The sequence below is a fragment of the Solidesulfovibrio fructosivorans JJ] genome, assembly GCF_000179555.1.
In the GTDB taxonomy this organism is placed as follows: domain Bacteria; phylum Desulfobacterota; class Desulfovibrionia; order Desulfovibrionales; family Desulfovibrionaceae; genus Solidesulfovibrio; species Solidesulfovibrio fructosivorans.
In genome coordinates this window covers 61,405-80,547 of sequence record NZ_AECZ01000001.1, presented here as the reverse complement: position 1 = coordinate 80,547, position 19,143 = coordinate 61,405, and the positions used below count along the sequence as shown (strand labels likewise).

Annotated in this window: 19 protein-coding genes; 18 read left to right on the top strand and 1 reads right to left on the bottom strand. The window is 64.5% G+C overall.

Annotated elements, in window-relative coordinates; translation table 11 throughout:
- Positions 1–33 precede the first annotated feature (33 nt).
- On the top strand, positions 34–1,533 hold the full coding sequence (locus tag DESFRDRAFT_RS00395) for a GGDEF domain-containing protein (protein ID WP_005990028.1): 1,500 nt from the start codon (positions 34–36) through the stop codon (positions 1,531–1,533).
- A 97-nt stretch (positions 1,534–1,630) separates the two neighbouring features.
- Here DESFRDRAFT_RS00395 and DESFRDRAFT_RS00390 read toward each other — a convergent pair whose 3' ends face one another.
- Complete coding sequence (locus tag DESFRDRAFT_RS00390) at positions 1,631–3,721, bottom strand: S8 family serine peptidase (protein ID WP_005990026.1); 2,091 nt, start codon at positions 3,719–3,721, stop codon at positions 1,631–1,633.
- Positions 3,722–4,653: 932 nt separating this feature from the next.
- Between DESFRDRAFT_RS00390 and DESFRDRAFT_RS00385 the strand changes: the two genes are divergently transcribed.
- From DESFRDRAFT_RS00385 to DESFRDRAFT_RS00320, 17 genes are all read left to right on the top strand, one after another.
- Complete coding sequence (locus tag DESFRDRAFT_RS00385; RefSeq protein WP_005990025.1) at positions 4,654–6,291, top strand: DNA primase family protein; 1,638 nt, start codon at positions 4,654–4,656, stop codon at positions 6,289–6,291.
- A gap of 231 nt (positions 6,292–6,522) precedes the next feature.
- Positions 6,523–8,199, top strand: a complete 1,677-nt coding sequence (locus DESFRDRAFT_RS00380; RefSeq protein ID WP_233489527.1) for a CHC2 zinc finger domain-containing protein — start codon at positions 6,523–6,525, stop codon at positions 8,197–8,199.
- A 14-nt stretch (positions 8,200–8,213) separates the two neighbouring features.
- Positions 8,214–8,471 carry a hypothetical protein gene (locus DESFRDRAFT_RS00375; RefSeq protein ID WP_043793497.1) on the top strand — a complete coding sequence of 86 codons (258 nt, stop codon included), beginning with the start codon at positions 8,214–8,216 and terminating at the stop codon, positions 8,469–8,471.
- A gap of 122 nt (positions 8,472–8,593) precedes the next feature.
- Positions 8,594–9,931 (top strand): site-specific DNA-methyltransferase, encoded by a 1,338-nt coding sequence (locus DESFRDRAFT_RS00370; RefSeq protein WP_005990023.1) that lies wholly within the window; start codon positions 8,594–8,596, stop codon positions 9,929–9,931.
- The gene (locus tag DESFRDRAFT_RS00365) at positions 9,928–10,650 is read left to right on the top strand and encodes a hypothetical protein (protein WP_005990022.1); all 723 of its coding nucleotides are present in this window, start codon (positions 9,928–9,930) and stop codon (positions 10,648–10,650) included. The genes DESFRDRAFT_RS00370 and DESFRDRAFT_RS00365 overlap by 4 nt, the downstream gene beginning before the upstream one ends.
- A gap of 24 nt (positions 10,651–10,674) precedes the next feature.
- Positions 10,675–11,235, top strand: a complete 561-nt coding sequence (locus tag DESFRDRAFT_RS00360; RefSeq protein WP_005990021.1) for an HD domain-containing protein — start codon at positions 10,675–10,677, stop codon at positions 11,233–11,235.
- Positions 11,232–11,456: a hypothetical protein gene (locus DESFRDRAFT_RS21685; protein ID WP_005990020.1), complete on the top strand. Its 225-nt coding sequence runs from the start codon at positions 11,232–11,234 to the stop codon at positions 11,454–11,456. Before DESFRDRAFT_RS00360 ends, DESFRDRAFT_RS21685 begins: the two co-directional genes overlap by 4 nt.
- Positions 11,453–11,626 carry a hypothetical protein gene (locus DESFRDRAFT_RS22450; protein ID WP_005990019.1) on the top strand — a complete coding sequence of 58 codons (174 nt, stop codon included), beginning with the start codon at positions 11,453–11,455 and terminating at the stop codon, positions 11,624–11,626. The genes DESFRDRAFT_RS21685 and DESFRDRAFT_RS22450 overlap by 4 nt, the downstream gene beginning before the upstream one ends.
- Positions 11,627–11,637: 11 nt before the next feature.
- Entirely contained in the window at positions 11,638–12,345 is a 708-nt protein-coding gene (locus tag DESFRDRAFT_RS00355) for a hypothetical protein (RefSeq protein ID WP_005990018.1), read from the top strand.
- A gap of 2 nt (positions 12,346–12,347) precedes the next feature.
- Positions 12,348–12,797 carry an ASCH domain-containing protein gene (locus tag DESFRDRAFT_RS00350; RefSeq protein ID WP_005990017.1) on the top strand — a complete coding sequence of 150 codons (450 nt, stop codon included), beginning with the start codon at positions 12,348–12,350 and terminating at the stop codon, positions 12,795–12,797.
- 255 nt (positions 12,798–13,052) lie between these two features.
- Positions 13,053–14,948 (top strand): terminase gpA endonuclease subunit, encoded by a 1,896-nt coding sequence (locus DESFRDRAFT_RS00345; protein ID WP_005990016.1) that lies wholly within the window; start codon positions 13,053–13,055, stop codon positions 14,946–14,948.
- A gap of 11 nt (positions 14,949–14,959) precedes the next feature.
- Positions 14,960–15,172 carry a helix-turn-helix domain-containing protein gene (locus DESFRDRAFT_RS00340; protein ID WP_005990015.1) on the top strand — a complete coding sequence of 71 codons (213 nt, stop codon included), beginning with the start codon at positions 14,960–14,962 and terminating at the stop codon, positions 15,170–15,172.
- 4 nt (positions 15,173–15,176) lie between these two features.
- Positions 15,177–15,368: a hypothetical protein gene (locus tag DESFRDRAFT_RS21680; protein ID WP_144004871.1), complete on the top strand. Its 192-nt coding sequence runs from the start codon at positions 15,177–15,179 to the stop codon at positions 15,366–15,368.
- 223 nt (positions 15,369–15,591) lie between these two features.
- Positions 15,592–15,828 (top strand): DUF6148 family protein, encoded by a 237-nt coding sequence (locus DESFRDRAFT_RS00335; protein ID WP_005990014.1) that lies wholly within the window; start codon positions 15,592–15,594, stop codon positions 15,826–15,828.
- Positions 15,825–17,456: a phage portal protein gene (locus DESFRDRAFT_RS00330; RefSeq protein ID WP_005990013.1), complete on the top strand. Its 1,632-nt coding sequence runs from the start codon at positions 15,825–15,827 to the stop codon at positions 17,454–17,456. The genes DESFRDRAFT_RS00335 and DESFRDRAFT_RS00330 overlap by 4 nt, the downstream gene beginning before the upstream one ends.
- The gene (sppA, locus tag DESFRDRAFT_RS00325; RefSeq protein WP_005990012.1) at positions 17,453–18,754 is read left to right on the top strand and encodes a signal peptide peptidase SppA; all 1,302 of its coding nucleotides are present in this window, start codon (positions 17,453–17,455) and stop codon (positions 18,752–18,754) included. The genes DESFRDRAFT_RS00330 and sppA overlap by 4 nt, the downstream gene beginning before the upstream one ends.
- Positions 18,755–19,132 carry a DUF2190 family protein gene (locus DESFRDRAFT_RS00320; protein WP_005990011.1) on the top strand — a complete coding sequence of 126 codons (378 nt, stop codon included), beginning with the start codon at positions 18,755–18,757 and terminating at the stop codon, positions 19,130–19,132.
- Positions 19,133–19,143: the final 11 nt, after the last annotated feature.

Sequence of the window (19,143 nt, the reverse complement as noted above, 5' to 3'; positions counted from 1 at the left end):
CCAAGGCGGTCCCAGGACCAAAGGAGGCCGGTTATGACGCGCGGCATGCGCCCGGAACAAGTGTGGGGCATTGGCCTCACGGATGCCCTCGAGTCGGCAGTTTCTGCCGCCCTCGGCAGTGGTTACACCCTGCGCAACTGGCCTGTCGGCCGCCACCCGGCGGAACGCGACATGGGCCGGTCCGCCCCCCTGGTCATCTTCGTGGTCAAGGAGGCCTGGGACGCCCTGCCCGCCGACGCCCGCCGACGCCTGGAGGACTGGGAAGTGCCCCAGCGGGTGCTCGTGCTTGCCGCCGACCAGTCCGTGGCCGATTTCGACGAAGTGCTGGAGGACGGTTTCCTCTCCGCCATCTCCGAGCCCCTGACCGACAAGAAGATCCGCGACGTCATCTTCCGGGCCAAGGAAGTCAAAAGCCTTTACGACGATATTTTCCGCATGACCCGCGAGATCATGCTGGAACGGGAACTGCTCGCCCGCAAGACCGACCTCGTGCTCTTTTTGAACCGCATCCTCACCCGCGCCTCGGAGTCCCTCGACCCCACCGTCATCCTGGACAACGCCCGGGAGGACCTGGAACTGCTGTTACCCTTGCGCGGGCTTTTGGGCGTCATCTGGCAACCGGGAAGCTCCGGGGCCATGGAAGCGGAACTGTTCCTGGAACCGGACATGGACCATACCACCGAACGGTACTGGACCGAGGAGCTGCTGCGCCACGGGACCAAGCTTTCCGGCAAGTCCATGCAGAGCTATCGGACAACCTTTCTGGAAGGCGGCGTGACTCGGGAGCCGCTGGCCATCCCGCAAGCTCCCGAGGAAACCATCCGCTTGCCGCTTCGGGTCGGGGGGGACACCTTCGGCGCGCTGATCCTCTATCGCGATCAGGGCAAGGCGCTCGGCAAGGACCAGGTGCAGGCGCTTTACGCCTCCATCAACCATCTGGCCCTGGCCCTGCGCAACGCCGCGCTGTTCAACCAGGTCAAGATCCGGGCCGATCACGACGGGCTCACCCGCATCCACAACCGTCGGGCGTTTGACGAGCGTCTTGTCGAGGAGTTGCGGCGCCACCAGCGGTACCACCACCCCATGAGCCTGCTCATGCTCGACATCGACCATTTCAAGAGCATCAACGACCGGTTCGGGCATCTTGTCGGCGACCATGTGCTGCGCGAGGTGGGACGCCTCCTTTCGGATACGCTTCGCAGCACGGATTTCACCGCCCGCTACGGCGGCGAGGAGTTCACGGTCATCCTGCCCCAGACCGCCGAGGAGCCTTCGCGCGTGCTGGCCGAGCGGCTGCGCGGCGTGATCGGCGACGCCCGTTTCAACCACGATGGCCAGGAATTTTCCATCACCATCTCCATCGGCGTGGCCACGATGGTCCCCGGTTCGCTGGCCAAGCGCAAGGAACTGCTGGAAAAGGCGGACAAGGCCCTGTACCAGGCCAAGAAGCTCGGCCGCAACCAGGTCTGCACGGCGCTCGGGCCCATGCCCATGGCGTCGGAGCCGGTCGCCTCGGCAGCGAAAGCCGGCTAAGGCTAAAAGCAATGCGAGAGGGAAACCCTTTTCATAGGGTATCCCTCTCGCGCTCTCCCTTTTGGCAACTTTTTGATTGTATGGCCCGTGCCTTTTCTCACCCCACGACTGCCAGCAAGCCGTTCGTATTGCCCAAGTCCGTCCTGGTCAGCGCATCCGTCGCGGGCACGACCCGGTCGGCAAAGGACAAGGCCTCGACGTTGGCGATGGTCTTGACCCCGGCCTGGCTCGACACCGTGAGCACACCCGTGTCCGTTCCAATCGTATAATCCGCATAAATGTTGGGGAAGCCGACCACATCGAAGCCCGGGCCGCCGTCGAGACTGTCGTCGCCCCGGCCGGTCATGAGCACGTCGTCGCCCCGGCCGCCATACAGGCTGTTGTCGGCGTCATTGTCCACGAGCAGGTCGTTGCCGTCGCCGGTGGCGAGATTCTCGATGGTGGTCAGCGGCGCCAGGACAACGGCCGCCCCGTCGATGAGGCTGACGGTCCCCGGCGCCAGGGTGACGGCGGACCCGGCCGTCACGGGCGAGGCGTTTATGGTGTCCGTGCCGGTCAGGTCGACAAGCAGCGTGCGCGAGGGGTCCTGCGCGGCGTAGGTTCCGTACTCGTTGGTATAGACGTAGCGCGTGTCGTCGGTCGCGGCCGCGCCGTAGAGGTTGAGCGTCCAGCCGTCCAGGTCCACGGTCGCGCCGTCGGCCTTGGTGTCGTTGACCGTCAGCATCCAGTCGCCCTGGGAGGATTCGCCCAGAAAGGCGGTGGAGGTCATGGCGAAATTGGCCGGATACGCCCCGGCCATGCCCGGCGCGTCGAAGAGGACGCTTTGGGTGCCCGCCGGCGAGGTCAGGACGAAGGTCAGGCCGGAGACGTCCTCGGTGGACAGGTCGAGCACGATTTCGGCCCGCTCCACGGCAACCCCGGCCGCCATGGCGATGCCGGAGGAAACGGAACCGGTGCCGTCGTCAGGGAGCGTGACGCCGACCCCGGCCTCGCCGGTCGTCACGAGAAGGTTTTCGGTCGTGCTTTGCGTGTCCCAGGTCTCGGCCAGACGTACGGCGGCGGTGGCGTCCACCAGGCCATAGCCCACGTCGCGGCTGGCATGCATGCCGCCGCCGTTCCAGGTCGTCGCGCCGTTTACGGTCCAATCGCCGGCGGCGTCCGTGTTGCGCGCGGTCAGGGCCAGGATGTCCTGGACGTCGCGGTAGCCAAGGACGGGGTCGGCCTCGAGCATGAGGGCCACGACGCCGGAGACCAGGGGCGCGGCGGCCGAGGTGCCGCTGAAATCGTAGGCGTAATCCCCTTCCGGCGAGGCCGCAGTATTGTAGCCAAGCGTCCCCACCCGGTCGGTGGTCACGATGTCGCCGTAGGAATGCGACACAAGCTCCTGGATCACCTCGTCCTCGCCGTCCTCGTCCTCGGCGGGGATGACGACGGTTTCCCAGGTGTAGTAATGGGAATTGGACGGCGCGGCCACCAGATTGGAGGCGCTCGGGGTGCTGTAGCTGCTCACCTTGCCGGTGTTGTCCACAGCCGCCACGGAAATGACGTACGGAGAGTTGGTGAGATTGTCGGCGTTGGCGTCGAAGCCCTCTTCCCTTTCGTTGCCGGCGGCGAAGACGACGATGGCCCCAAGCCCGCCTCGCCCCTCGGATACGGCCCGGGACAACGCCTCTCCCATGCCCTGCCCCTCGGGGGCGTTGAAATTGTCGAAGACGCCGCTAAATCCCCAGCTGTTGCTCATCACATCGCAGACGCCGACGGTACGTTGCAGCGCATCGGCAAAGGCGGCCTTGAGCTGGCCATCCTCCACCTGCTCCGACAAGTCGAGGTAGATCGAGGCCAAAGCGGCGTCATAGGCCACGCCGACGCCGCCGATGCCGTTGCCGGCCACGGCGGCAATCTCGCCGGCCACGGCCATGCCGTGGTTGTCCTCGGTCAGGACGGGCTGCCCATCCGCCCCGTTCTCCATGGCGGAAAAGCTCAAGGAGACGTCGAGATTGGCGCTGATATCGGGATGGTCGTATTCCACCCCCGTATCGAAGACGCCGACGGTGACGCCTTGGCCCGTGTAGTCCGGCCAGACCAGCGCGACATTGAGGTCGATGCCGGGCGTCGCGCCGTTCTGGCCGGTATTGAGCAGATAACATTCCTGGTCGAACAGGGGATCGTCGATGGTCGTCACGGCCATGGGCGCTCCGTAGGTTTCTTGCGCCGTGCATTGGCTGTCCCGGGTTTATTCCCAGGCTCAATCCGTCATGGACAACAAACCAAAGGTGTAGCCGTCGTTCAGGAGTCTCCCCATGCCGGGGTGGGTGGTTCCCGGTGTCAGGGACCTCGCCAAGTTTCCTCGGAAAATCCCGCGTCGACTGCGTTTGCAGGCACCACCTTGGCGCGCCGTGGGAAACGAAGATCGAAGGCATTGGCAGTGGCGCCCTACCGCGCGGTCATACGCGCGTTAGTATACTTTTATAAAAAAATAGCCGAACAACCGCACACAGGCAATACTGATCATCAGCCACAACGCCGTTACTTGTCGAAACGCAAAAAGGGCTACGGCAGTAACCGTAACCCTTTGTAATCTATGGTGGGCAATGGGCGATTCGAACGCCCGGCCTTTGGCTCCGGAGGCCCGGGGTCGGTCCCCGTGATAGCCACGGATGCCCCCAATGTCCACATTTTCCAACCGCACTTCCTCGTTGGCTGCCTGGGTAGAGCACGGTTTCGGCCCACAGCTATTTATCCCCCGATTTATCCGCTTGAGGCATTCACCGCCTGGAATGCATATGGTGACGCGCCTTCAGACCGTGCCGCCGTCAGGTGTGTGCCGCTTCCAGGACGTTCGTCCGCGCGGCACGGCCTGAAGGCGCTACCGATCCCGCCGAGCGCCAGCGAGGCGGCTCTTTCCGCCCCCCTCTCCCTCTCTCATCTCTCTAAAACTGTCCAGCGAGGTCCTGGCGGCCTGGCCCTGGTCGCGGGTCCTTCCTGGGGCCTTTTAGCATCGCGCACGTTGGGGTGCGGGGTGTCGCGGAATTTTGCGGAAAAAATCTGGCGGAAAAACGGAAAAAACCGTCGCCGGCAGCTCGGCTTGCCGGGGGCTAGACCTGTGGGGACTGCCTGACCATGCCTGATCGAAAAGATCCGACGCCGGAAGAAATCGAGGCCGCCGCCGCCCAGGTGGCCGAGCGCGTGAAAGAGGAAGGGACTGAGGCCGCGGACGCCGCGCCGGTCATTGACTACGAGTTCGTCAAACGCTGCCTCTACGCCGGGCAAAAGGGGGACGGCATCCTCTACGCCGCCGTGCACAAGGGGACCCTCCTTTGCGCGCCGGAACTCAAAAGCCAGTGGTTCGAGTGGACGGGCGCTTACTGGAAACAGGTCACTGTCTACCGGGCCGAGGCCTTGGTCGAGGCCGTCGTCGCCCAATACGAACAGACGCGCCTCGAAACGGAACTCAAGATTTCGGAGGTCAAACAGGCCCGGGACGACGAGGCGGAAAAACGCCTGCAGCGCCTCTCCAAGCGGCTGCGCAAAAACGTCGATGATCTTCGAGAGGGTTCCGGTGTCTCGGCCGCGCTCCGGTTCGCTTTGTCCAATGACGATCCGCTGCTGGTGCGCATGGAGGAGTTCGACGCGGATCCATACCTGCTCGGCGTGGCCAACGGCGTGGTGGATCTGCACACCGGGGAGTTCCGCAAAGCGCGACCTGGGGATCGTGTGCGCAGGACCTGCGGCGTCGAGTGGCAGGGCATTGATGCGCCGGTTCCGCTTTGGCCCAGTTTCGTCCAGGAGATCGTCGGCGACGACCCAGAGGTAGCCGCCTTCCTGCAGCGTGTGTTCGGCTACGCCATCACCGGCTTGTCGTGCGAGCCACTTTTTGTGGTGCTGGCCGGGGACGGCCGCAACGGAAAAACGGTGATGGTCGAGACCTTGGGAAAGGTCTTGGGCGATTACATGGCGCCGATCCCGGCCGAGCTGCTCCTCGATCAGGGGCAGGCCCGGGACGCGGACAAGCCCACGCCCACCATCATGTCGCTCAACGGCCTGCGCATCGCCTACGCCACCGAGTCCGACGAGAACCGTCGGTTTTCCATCGCCCGGGTCAAGTGGTTGTCGGGCGATGATCGCCTGACCGGCCGCTACATGTGGGACCGTGATCCTTCCAGCTTCTACCCGACGCACACGCTTTTCCTTCTCACCAACCACAAGCCGCACGCCGGGGCCCACGAATACGCCTTTTGGGATCGGCTTCGCCTGGTCAATTTCCCCTACCGCTACGTGGACAAGCCCACGCGGGAGCATGAGCGGCAACGCGATCGCACCATACCCGAACGGCTCGAAAAGGAGCTGCCCGGGATCCTGGCCTGGCTGGTACGGGGTTGTCTTCTTTGGCAGCGCGACGGCATCGCGCCACCGGCATCGGTGCTGGCGGCCACCGAGGAATACCAGCGGGAGGAGGACCACGTGCAGGATTTCGTGGACGAGTGCCTCCTCACCACGGATCCCACGGACCGTGTTTCGGCTACCGCGATCTACGACCTCTACACCCGCTGGTACTTCAAGAACCGGGGGAAATACGTCCCCAGCATGAACGCATTTGGCAAGCAGCTCGGGCGGAAGATCCACAAGGATCGCAAGGGCGGCACCGTCTACTACTACGGCGTGCAGCTCAATCCCGTCGCCGAGGACGCATATCCAGACAAAAGGGCAGATAAAGAAGGTAGTTACGGAAAAAGTCTCTGGGGAAAAGGCCCGAAGTAAGGCCAGGACATAGGACGTTCTCCAGGACCTTCCGGCTGGATTGTCCTGGTGGCGGAAAGGGGCGCGTTTCCTGGACGGAGGGGTGCGCCAGGACATCAGGACCCCGGCATGTAATGCCGGCTAAACGTTCAAACCTCGGCTCGGAGCATACCATCATGTCCTATCCTATCATCCTATTTCTTAAAAAAGAAAAGAAAGATAGGTGGTTACGGCCAGGATATTGCCAGGACCTTGCCATGCAGACAGGACATTGCCGCCATGGCCGCTGATCTGCTTGGTTTGTTCGAGGCACACGGGCTTGCGCCGAAGAAGAAAACGGGCGGCGAGTGGGCAGCGCCCTGCCCGGCCTGCGGCGGCGAAGACCGCTGCATGATCAAGCCGGCTGACCACGAGGGGCGCGGCGGCTACTGGTGCCGTCAGTGCGGGGCTTACGGCGATGCCATCCAGTTCCTGCGGGACTATGAAGGCATGTCCTACGTTGAGGCCTGTCGCCATCTTGGTATCGAGGCGGCCCGGGCCACGGCATCCTCCCTGCCGCGTCCGCCGAAGCCGTCCGCCGGTCAGGGCACGTTCGAGGCCGCGCCATCCGTGCCTCCGGCCGAACTGTGGACCCAAAAGGCGACCGACTTTGCCGCCTGGGCCCACCAGCAGCTCCTCGCCAGTCCTAAAGAGCTTGCCTGGCTCGCCGCGCGCGGTCTGCCCCTCGAGGCTGTCCAGCGTTACCGCCTGGGCTGGAACCCGGGTGAGAAGGGACGGTCCTGCCTCATCCGCCCCCGCGCCAGATGGGGCCTGCCGCCGGTCGAGGGAAAGCCGGACAAGAGCGGCAAGCCGACGCTGAAAAAGACCTTCTGGATCCCCCGCGGCTTGGTCATCCCGCATTTCGCCGGCACTGCCCCGGACAGCCCCGTCGCACGGTTGCGCATCCGCCGGCCCGAGGCCGATCGCCGCGAGTTCCGCGCGGAGACGAAATACTACGTCATTCCCGGATCGAACATGGACGCCATGATCCTTGGCCGCGACGCGCGCGCCTTTGTGGTGGTCGAGTCCGAGCTGGACGCGCTCATGCTGCACCACGTGGCCGGCGATCTGGCCGGGGCTGTGTCGGTGATGACGGCCAGTGTCAGGAAGATCGAAGCCGGGGTGCTCGAAACCCTGCACGACGCCCTGGCCATCCTGGTGGCCCTGGACGCCGAGGGCAAGGACGGGGCCGGGGCCAAGGGGTGCGCCCGGTGGATGGCCAGCTTCCCGCGCGCCAAACGCTGGCCCGTCCCAGTGGGCAAGGATCCCGGCGAGGCCTTCGAGAAGGGTGCGAATCTGCGCGCCTGGATCCTTGCCGGGCTGCCGGCGGTGTTGCGTCCAGGACTTTTGCCGCCTGGACAGCCGCGTTGCGTGGGGGCGGGAGAAGAAGAGGCGGCGCGGGGCGGCGCGGTCGAGAATGCGCCGGCGGCGACAGAAGATGCGCGTGCGTCCGTTCCGGATGTGCCCCAGGCCCGGGAGGACGCTCCAACCGTCCGTTGGCTCGATCCAGACCACGTGACCGCGTTCGAGCTGGTGCCGCTCCGCGAGCTGCTCGAGGCCATGGCGCGATACTGTGTGGAGCCTGTGCTCGTGCCCGGCCGGGACAGCAATGCCGAGCGGCTGCTGGCGTTGCGCGTGTCGCGGGAGGTTCCGGCGGCGGAGTGCGATCGCATCGCGGGGATGTTTTTCGGGGCGTGCCTCGAGGCGGTGCTGTGGTTCGCGGATTACCGGGGCATGCGTTCGGTCGAGGGTATGCGCGGCGTGTTCGGCCGCTCCGATGGCAACGGGCAGGTCGCGGCCATTGTGCGGCGCGCGGATCCCGAGACGGCAAATCTGTCGTTTGCCGGCTGGGCCCGACTGGACTTCTGGCGCTGTCCTGAAGCGGCGTAAAAAAGGAGATAAGAATGGATTTCTATCCAGTGCAGACGCGTGATCTTGAAAGAAAGTCTTGGTCTCTGCCTGAAGGCGTAATTAAAAAGGTTTATGAAGTCTATTGCCACTTGTATGGCCCGCAGGAAGCCATGATGGACTTAGAAAAAGGTTGTCGTGGCGGCTTCCATGTCATGGAAGTAGTGGCATTCCTTTATGCTGCATCTTTCCCAAAAGAGTTGTGGCGCGAAAAATCAGACGAAGCTTTTAGGGCGAAGAGCGCAATTAAGTAAATGGAGGGCTGCCTGCCGGAGTTGCAGCTCCGACCGGCGGCCGGATGACAGGAGCATCCGACCAGGAAACCCCAGCCCTCCAGCCATGCATGGCCCGGAGGCAGTAGCACGGGGACGATCGGATGGAAACGCTCAAACTCGAACAATGGCCGCTGGCGCGGCTGCGGCCCTACGAGCGGGGCCTGCGCAAATACGGCAAGGATGTGGTGGAACGGATGATGGCGGCGATTCGGGAATACGGGTTTCGGGTTCCGGTGCTGGCGCGCTGTGACGGCGAGGTGGTCGACGGCCGCCTGCGCCTGGATGCGGCCGCGCGCCTGGGGCTGGCCACGGTGCCCGTGATCCCGGCAGACGGGCTCACTGAGGCGCAGGTGCGCGCCTTCCGGCTGCTCGTCAACCGCTCGGCCACCTGGGCGGCCTGGGATGAGGATATGGTGGCCGTGGAGCTGGGTGAGCTGCGGGAGCTGGATGTGGATCTCGCGCTCACCGGTTTCGACGTGGCCGAACTGGATGAACTGCTCGGCCTGCTGCCGCTTTCCGGCCGCACGGATCCCGACGACGTGCCGCCAGTGCCCGAGACGCCGCTGACACGGCCAGGCGACGTCTGGCTGCTTGGCCGGCATCGGCTACTTTGCGGCGACGCCACCAGTTCGACCGATTTGGCCGCACTGCTCGGCGAAGAGCGCCCGGAGCTGGCCGTTACCGATCCGCCCTACAACGTGGCCGTCGAGGGCAAGGCCGGAAAGATCCTCAACGACAACATGGGCGAAACCGCCTTTCGTGAATTCCTGGGCCGAGCCTTTGCCGCGCTTTTCGAGGTGCTGGCCGACGGCGCGGCCGTGTACGTGGCCCATTCCGAAACCGAGGGACTCACTTTTCGTGAGTCCTTTTTGGCCGCCGGCTTCAAGCTGGCCGGGTGCCTGATCTGGCGCAAAAACGTCCACGTGCTCGGCCGCTCGGACTATCACTGGCAGCACGAACCCATCCTCTATGGCTGGAAGCCGACCGGCCGTCACGCCTGGTTCGGCGGCCGCCGCCAGACCACACTCCTCGAGGCGCTGCCGGGCGCGGTGCTCCTGGATGACGGCCGCGTGCAGATCCCGGCCGGCGATAACGTCTATCTCGTGTCCGGACAGGATCTGTCCGTGGAAATCGCTCCGGGCTCCATCATCAGTGTGGACAAGCCGCCCCGCAGCGACGCGCACCCCACCATGAAACCCGTGGCGCTCCTCGAGCGCTTCATCCGCAACTCCTCCCGTCCGGGCGACCTGGTCATCGATCCGTTCGGCGGCTCCGGCTCCACGTTCATGGCCTGTGAGGGCCTGGGGCGGTCCTGCCGCACCCTCGAACTGGATCCGCGCTTTTGCGACGTGATCGTGCGGCGCTGGCAGGACCACACCGGCCACGTGGCCACCCGTCCGGATGGGCGGCCCTTTCCGGTCGGGGAGGGCGCGGCATGAGCGAGGACCTGACGCCCTACCTCGAGCGCAGCGCCGCCACCGATCTGCCCGCCCTGCTGCGGGCCAAGGAAGGGGCCAAGAGACGCATGAACGATACGCCGACCAAGGAAAACATCGAGGCCTTCAAGAAGGTGCGCGACGAGGTGGAAAAGGCCACGGCGGTCAGCGGCGAGGGACGCCTCTTCGCCAAGCGCCCGGCCGCCCTGGCCTATCTGCAGGGTCGTGGTTTTTCGATCCAGAAAACCAAGTTCTACGCCGACTGCAAGGCCGGGCTCGTGCCGACCAATGCCGCCGGACAGTTCGAGGAGGCGGTGCTGCTGGCCTACGCCTCCGCCCTCCCCACCGTGGCCAAGGAAGAGGATAGCAAGCTCTCGGAAGAGGCCCGCCGGCGGCTGACGGCCGACGCGGACTACAAGTGCGAGCAGGCCAAGCTAACCCAGAAACGACGCGAGATGCTCGAGGGCAAGCTGGTCGAGCGGGCGCAGGTCGAGCGGGATCTGGCGGCCAGGGCCCAGTTCTTCAAGCGCCAGATCGAAAACTTCGGGCCGCTCCTCGGCGCGCGCATCATCGAGGCGGTTGGCGGGGATGAGGCAAAGCTGCCGGAGTTCCTGCTGCTCTGGGAGGAGGCCACGGCGGACTGGATGGATGCCTGGTCGGCGGACAGGGAGTTCGTGCTCGGGCCGGATGCGCCCGACGACGCGGCCTCTTGCCAGGCCTGAACCTGTAAAACGGAGGAGCATGGCATGAGCGGTAATCCCTGGAACCAGACGTTTAGCGGACTCGCCTTCGATCTGTTGGACCCATTGTCGAACATGGTCAACATCAAGGATATCGCGCACGCGCTGTCGAACCAGTGCCGTTTCAACGGTCACTGCAAACGGTTTTACTCGGTGGCCGAGCATTGCGTCTACGTGTCCCGCGTCGTGCCGAAGCCCATGCGGTATCTGGCCCTGCTCCACGACGCGGCCGAGACCTACACCAACGATATCACGCGGCCGCTCAAGTCGCTGCTTCCGGATTTCCGGGATGTCGAGTCCAGGATCTGGGAGGTCGTCGCCCACCGCTTGAATCTCCCCAGGGAGATCCCCGAGGAGATCCACGTCGCCGACCAGCGCCTGCTGGCCACCGAATCGGAATACCTCATGGCCCCGGCGCCGCGTCCCTGGATGGTCGGCGTCGAGCCCTACGACCTGCGCGAGATCGGTCTGCGTCATCCCGGCCAGTTCGGCCTGCTGCCCCGCGACGCGCACCGGATGTTCCTGGAGCGCTTTGCCGAGTTGTCGATTCTGGAGGATCGGTCATGAGCAGTATTGTAGTTCGCCCGAACGGGTATCCAAAGGGCAGAAATGCGAATTTCGATTTCCAGGCGACGTCGCGCAACGGCAACGACCTCGTTTCTGCCATCGAGGAAGTGATTCTTTCCAGCACGATTACAGAATTTGTGCAGGTCTTGAGGGAAAAACCTGGAAGGGCACGTGGTTTTTGCGTCTGGGTGGAACTGCAATTTCGGCGGACGCAGTCATGAAGGAACAAGCCCTCCGGCGCAAGGAGCGCCACTATTCCAAGGACACGCCGGTCTGCTGCCATGGGTGCACGTTCTTCAAAATCCTCAACGACAGCGGCCATTACCTGTGCGCCAAGGACGACGGCCCGGTGCGCAAGTTCTCGTGGTGCCGGGAATACAAGCCTGCATAAGGAGGTTGAGCATGCCTATCCCCAAAGCGACAATGCCACTGTTGGCCGAAGTCCTGGACGAACGCGCCAAGCAGATCGCCATAGGCTTCATTCCCGAACACGACGATGCGGCCCAGCGTGGCGAGCTGGCCCAGGCTGCCGCGGCCCAGATCCTGGCGGCGATCACACGCCACAGCGACGAGCTGTCCGTGACGCCGCCGCCTGGGTTCCCGGGATCAGCGGCCGTACCGTGGCCGGCGGTCAACGAATACGCCGACAAGGTCCCCCTTCGCCCGGTGCGTCGGGGATACATCGTCGCCATCACCATGCTCCTGGCCGAGGTCGAACGCCTGGACCGGCTGCGCGATGCCGGCGAGATCGAATACTGCGGCGGCTGCGGCGCGCTCGTGTGGAAGGATGAGGCCGTGGTGGACGTCGAGGGCGTGGTGCTGTGCCCCGAGTGCGCCGCCGGGAGCGAGGTCGCCTACGCCAACGAGCCCGACATCGTCGCCCGCTTTTTACGGGAGCGCTGTGACCGCGACCTAGAAGGCCATGAGACGGCGTCCGACCTTTACACTGCGTTCCTCGCCTTTTGCGTAGAGCAGGGCATCGACGACGAAAAGGCCTTGCTGAATATCCGGGTATTCAGCCTGCGGCTGCAGGAACTGCCCTGGATTACGAAAATCCAGGCCTTCGGCGCGTTTCACTACAAGGGCGTGCGCCTTCGGCGGGAGGGCTGATCATGGACATCCCGCGCATCGCCATCGCCGTGCAACAGCCCTGGGCCTGGCTGCTGGTCAACGGCTTCAAGGGCGTGGAAAACCGCACGTGGCCGCTGCCCTCGGCCTACGTCGGCCGGCGGATCCTGATCCAGGCCAGTGCCCGTCCGGCCTTCAACCTGTCCACGGCCCGGGACATCCTCGAGGAGATCCACGCCCGCTTCGGCCTGCCGGGAGGGCTGCGATTCCCGGACGAGGGCCGGCAATCCGGCGGTATCGTGGGCCTGGTCCGCTTGGTCGGCTGCGACCAGGGACACAGCGCCTCGCCCTGGGCGGAGTCCGGCCAGTGGCACTGGCGCGTCGCCGATGCCGCCCCCCTGCCCTTCATGCCTTGCAAAGGGAAGCTCGGCTTTTTCCGGGTGGACTATGCCGCGCCTGAGACGCGGCCCAACCTGATGGGGGTAGGAAGGTAACGTGTAAATAGTGTCCGTAGCCGTCCGCCGTGGGCCAGACTTGTATTGGGTCTTGAACGATAATGCGCCGTTTTATGGGTAGGACATTTGTCCTACCCAGCATACCCCGAATTGCGAGGTAGATAACGGCATGGATCATAAAGAACGCCCTAAATGGCGAGAATATGAGCACAGGAAGGCGGAATTGCGAACAATGAATCTGGATCCGCAAGAGTACGCCCAGCGTTGCAAGGAAATCGCGGAGGAGCTTGGCTTGTGACCGTCCCCGAGTTCGTTTGCTTCCGTTTCACCGATGCCGAGCGCCGCATCTTCCGCAAGCGGGTGCGGCCGCAGCCGTCCGTCTGGGCGGCCCAGAACATCGTGGTGCAGGACGGGCCGTTCGCGGGTTCCCGCCTGCGCATGGACGTCACGCCCTACATGCCCGGCATCATCGACACGCTGTACCAGCCAGGCGTCGAAGAGGTCGGCGTCTGCGCCTCGCCGCAGATCAGCAAGTCCGAGCTGCTGTTCGCCAGTCTGTTTTACAGCATGGAGTTTTTCCCGGGCCCGAAGCTGGTGGCCATGCCGGACGAGGACACGCTGACCCGGGCCGTGGAGAAAAAGCTCCTGCCGCGCATCAGGGGTTCCGCCACCCTGCGCCGGCTCTTTTACCGTTACGCCAAGGGTGCTTTCGAGCTGACCGACGGCTCACCGGTCTATCTGGCCTCGTCCCAGTCGCCGGCCCAGCGCGCGTCCGTGACGGTCATGCACGAGTTCTTGGACGAAATCGACCTCTACCGCCAGCTGGCGGGCCAGGGCGCGCCGATCACGGAATTCGAGGAACGCACCATCTCCTACGGCCACAAGCGAAAAATACTGAAAATCTCCAAACCCATGGGCGATGAGACCAGCGCCATCTGGATTTTCGTCACCATCGATTGCGACGAGCTGCGCCGTTGGCAGGTGCCCTGCTCGGCCTGCGGCACCGTCCAGATCATGCACGAGGACCACGTGGTTGTCCTGGAGCACTGCAAGGATCCCCGGGAGATCAAACGGCGCAAGCTCGGCCGCTACAAATGCCCGCACTGCGGATACCTCTGGACCGACCACGCCCGGAACCAGGCCGTGGCGCGCGGTGAATGGATCGCCGACGAGCCCGTGCTTCGGCCGCGTGCCGTGGGCTTCCATCTGCCGGCACTGGTGTCGCCGTTCGTGTCCCTTTCCGAGTTTGCCGCGGACAAGCTGACCGCTGAAAACTCCGATGACGACCGGGTCAAGCGCGACTACGCCAATGGCCGTTGCGCCAAGCCGTTCAAGGCAATTGCGCTGGACACCAAGGAAGAAACGGTGCTGTCGCGCCGGGCCATGTGGCTGCCGGCCAAGACCGTGCCGGTCGAAGCCGTGGCGCTGACCTGCGGCATCGATGTCCAGATGGACAGCTTTTGGTTTTCCGTCCTGGCCTGGGGCCGGGAAATGCAGAGCTGGCTCGTGGACTATGGCCAGCTGCGCACCTGGGAGGACGTCATGGGGCTCGTGCACGGGACGCGCTATCCTGTCCTCGGCCGTGACGGTTCGACGCTCGGGATCTGGCGCGCCGGCATCGACTCGGGCGGCAACAAGACCAAGCACGAGATCCTGACCCGCACCGAGGAGGTCTATTCCTGGTGCCGGGCGCGCGGTGACGGTCGGCTGTTTCCGATCAAGGGACGCAGCCGGGACTACCACGTCAACGTCAGCTGGACGACCATCGACAAGCTGCCCCACTCCGGCCGGCCCATCCCTGGCGGGCTGCAGCTCTACCTTCTCGACGTCAACAGCCTGAAGCGGCTGCTCTATAAGCGTCTGCGCCAGGACGCCAAGCAGCCCATGCTGCTCCATGGCCAAACCGGGGAGGATTACGCCCGGCATCTGGCCGCCGAGCGCCTGGTCAAGGACAGGGCCGGCAACTACGTCTGGGAGCAGTTGAGCGATACCAACCACCTGCTGGACGCCACTATGATCGCCCATGCCTGCGCGGACGATTCCTGGACACCAAGCCTGTCCTACCTGTTGGAACAAGAGCACGAGGAAACGACCAAGCCCCGCGAAACGCCGCGTCCGGACGCGGATGACCGGGGCTCCATCCTGGCCGCAGCCGCCAGCCGGGCCAGCGCCATCCTGGCCAACCGCTAAACGAGGGGACCATGAGCACAACGAATTTGCCGTATGATCGCACTGCCGAGGGGCCGCTGCTGACCGTCGCCCGGGTGATGGCCACCCTCGACTGCTCGAGGAGTTTCGCCTACAAACTGATCAAGCGCGGGGAATTCAAGGTGGTGCGCCTGGGAGATGCCAAGGGGATCCGGGTTACGGAAAAGAGCTTGGAGCGGTATATCAGGCGGATGACCGGGAGATGATGCGATGGATGATAATGTGTTTGAACTGCCGGATATGTTTTTAATTGTTGGCAGTGAAATAATTGATGGTGATTCTTTTCAAAATCTTTCTCAAAACGCTAATGATGCCGCTACATTTCTATACAAAAGAGGAAGAATAAAACGACAGGAAGGAGTGTCACGGTTTGTAGAAGCAATGAAAAAGAGATTGCGATAACCATACATCCCGGCCTTTTTTTTACGAGGACCGAAACTTTTTTTCGACCATGCAAAATCGCTACCTGATTTTGCATGGTCCTTCATCCTAAAAACCTACTCGATATGATTGGATTTTCCTCTCTTCTACCCACCCCATTTTTGACCTGAAAAAACCGTCCATATTGTCCTTATTGTCTCTGACGTCCACCGATTGACCCCTTCGGCTGTGCTAGCCCGTTGGCATGGCCATCTTCACCCGAGCGGAAAAAGCCCAGCACATCGCCAAATGGAAGGAGGCGCTCCTGGCCGTGGCCGACGGCCAGGAGTTCACCATTGCTACGCGGCGCTTGCGCCGGGCGGACCTTCCAGCCATCCAGGCGCACCTGGACTGGCTCGATAGCCTGCCGACCGTCGAGGACCAGGCCGCCGGCCAGGGCTCGCCCCAGTTCCACCAGCTGATCCCGGGACGGTACTCATGAGCGCCGGCAACTGGATCGACCGCGTCATCGGGTACATCTCGCCCGAGCGCGGATTGCGCCGGGTCCGGGCGAGAGCCGGCATGGAGGCTCTGGGCGGCATGATCCAGGGCGTACGCCGTACCGCCGCCAGCCGTGAGGGTACGCTGGCCAACTTCCAGCCACTCCGCCTCAACAGCTACACCGTCGAGCGCGACGCCGACCGCATCCGCGACCGCGCCGAGGCCCTGGTCGCCAGCGACGGCCTGGCCGCCTCGTGCATCAATTCCCTGGCTCTGAACATCGTCGGCAGCGGCTTGCAACCGCAGTCCACGCCGGATGTCGCCGCGTTGGGGATCGATGACGATGCGGCGTACCGATTCGCCGAAAGCGCTGAGAAAGCCTGGAAGACTTGGTGCCGCGAAGCGGACGCCGCCGGCGACAACCATTTCAACGACATCCAGCACCAGCTCATGCAGGCCCAGCTCGGCCTGGGAGAGTTCGTGCAGATCCCTGTCTGGCTCACCGACCCAAACCGGCATTTCGGCCTGGCCCTGCAGACGGTGCACCCGTCCAGGTTGCGCACGCCCTCGGACAAGCAGGCCGACCCGCACATCCGAAGGGGCATCGAAATCGGCGACTACGGCCGCCCCGTGGCCTACTGGTTGGCCGAGCCGCCGGACAACCGGCCCGTGGCCGGACTGTCGAGCGCCTATTTCCGTCGTGTGCCGCGCATGGTCGCGCACCGCTGGGGCTGTTTCCATCGCCGGAACTGGGGCGGTCCGGAGTCCCTGCGCGGCGATTCCCTCCTGGCCCCGGCCATGAAAATGATAGCGGACCTGAGCGCCTACGCAGATTCGGAGCTGGTGGGCGCGGTCATCGCAGCCAACCTCACGGTTTTCATGGAGTCGGCCAACCTCGGCCCGATGGAGCTTTCGCCCATTGGCCTCGACGGGAGCAAGAAAGCCGGCGACGCGAATGGATATCCCAAGGCTGTCCAGGCGGGAACGATTGTCACCGGCCGCCCGGGCGACAAGCCCCATCTGCTGGCCAATCCTCGCCCGAGCGACTCCTTCGACCCTTTCTACTCGCGCATGTCCAAGCTTGTGACGGCCTCCACGGGGCAATCTCTGGGCATCGTCACCAAGGATTTTTCCCAGTCCAACTACTCCTCGGCTCGGGCCGAGCTGCTCGAGGCCGGCAAACTGCACGTCCTGGAGCAGGACCGGTTCGTTCGGGGCTATCTCCAGTGCCTCTACGAGATGGTGCTCGAGGAGGCGTACTGGCGCGGCATGTTGGCAATCCCCTCTGGCAAGCCGGATTTCTACCAGGGACGTTACGCTTGGTGCTCCAGTTACTGGACCCGTCCGCCGCGCGGGCAGATTGACATCGTCAAGGAGCGCAAGGGCGAAGAGATCGGCCTGAAGAACTTCACCGACTGCCATTCCGACATTCTCAGCTCACGGGGCACCGACGTCGAAACCATGGGGCGCAAGATCGCCAGGGACTGGGAGACGTTAAAGAGGCTTTTGCCCCCGGAAATCCTGGCCATGTTTTTCAATTCGTTGGGCTCGAATGCCAACACCTCGCCGTCCGAGGACGTCTCCCCCAAGCAAAACGACGAGCAGCAGCCCCAGGAGGACGCGGCGTGAGCATCCAGTCACAACGGCTGTGGGCCATGGAGCCCCAGCGTCTGGCCGGGCTGTTCCGGGACATGAAGGCCCGGGGCCTGCCCGACACCGCCGCCGTGGCGGCCATGGCAGCTTCCGGCCAGGACAGGGAGAAACGCTTTTACGAACGGCAGGGCGTCCTGGCCGTGGTGGACATGTCCGGGCCGCTTTCGAAGGACGGCAGCTATTGGTGGGGCATCGGTTCCACCCGGGAAATAGGGGCCGGGCTGCTCCAGGCCGCGGCTGACCCGTCGGTCAAGGCAATCCTCCTGGACGTGGATTCCCCGGGCGGCACCGTGGACGGCACCGAGGAGCTGGCCGGGATCGCCCGGATCGTGGCCGCCCAGAAGCCGCTGTATGTCTACGCCTCGGACCTCATGGCTTCGGCCGCCTACTGGATCGGCTCCCAGGCCAAGGAGATCGGAACCCAGGCCTCGGCGCAAATCGGCTCGATCGGCGTGGTCCTGACGCATACCGACTGGTCCGGCTGGGACGAGCAGATGGGCGTGGACATCACCTATCTGACTGCCGGCCATTTCAAGGCCATGGGCAATCCGGACGAACCGCTTTCCGACGAGGCCCGGGCCTATCTCCAGCAGCAACTCGACGAGGTGTACGGCCTCTTTCTTGACGCCGTGGCCGCCGGACGGCGCGTTTCACGCGAGCAGGCCATGGCCATGGCCGACGGCAAAATCTTTCTCGGCCGGCAGGCCCTGGAGCTGGGGCTGGTCGACCGCCTCGAAAGCCGCGCCGATTTCATCAACCGCATCGTGCAGGAGGTGCACATGGATCTGAAGACCTTCAAGGCCGAGCACGCGGACACGGCGGCCGCGCATCGCGCCGAGGTGGAAACCGAACTGTCCGCCAAGGCCGAGACGGACCGGCAGTCCGCCGTTGCCAGTGAACAGTCCCGGGTGCTCGGCATCGTGGACGTGCTGGTGGGCGAGGAACTGGGCGCGAAAGTCGCGGCCGTGGTGGCGTCGGGCGTCTCCGCCGAACAGGCCAAGGCCATGGGCGCGTTCCTGGCCCCGGCCGCCGCCGGACAACAGGGACAGGAATCCGAAGCGCAGCGGGAAGCCCTCGGCCTGCTCAAGGAAGCGACCCAGAAGCCGCTCGACAACGCCGCCGATCCGCGCGCGACCACGCCCGACTTCGACGCCCTGGTCGAGGCCGAAATCAAGGGCGGCCTGTCGCGGGGCAAGGCCGTGACCAAGGTGATCAAGGAACATCCCGAAGCCCACGCCGCCTGGCTGTCCAAGCGCAGCAAGGAGGGGAAATAAATGAGCTACGTCAACCAGTCCCGCCGCACCTTTCAGGCCGGCGGGGCCATCGACGCCTATCTGCTGGTGGGCCTGACCGACGGCAAGCTGGCCGCCAACGCCGCCGACGGCAGCCCCATCGGGGTGCTCGAGTATCCCGCCCTGGAGGTGGACCAGCCCGTGAGCGTGCGTCTGCTCAACACCGACGGCACCATCGAGGTCCTGGCCACCGGCGCGGTGGCCGTGGGCGGCGACGTCCAGGCCGATGCCGACGGCACGGTCAAGGCGGATGCGGGCGCCGGCGCGCGCACCATCATCGGCCGGTCCCTGACCGCCGTGGCCGACGGGGGCGTCATCGAGGTCATCCCCTACGGCTACGGCAACACCTACACCGCGTAACGCCGGCTGCC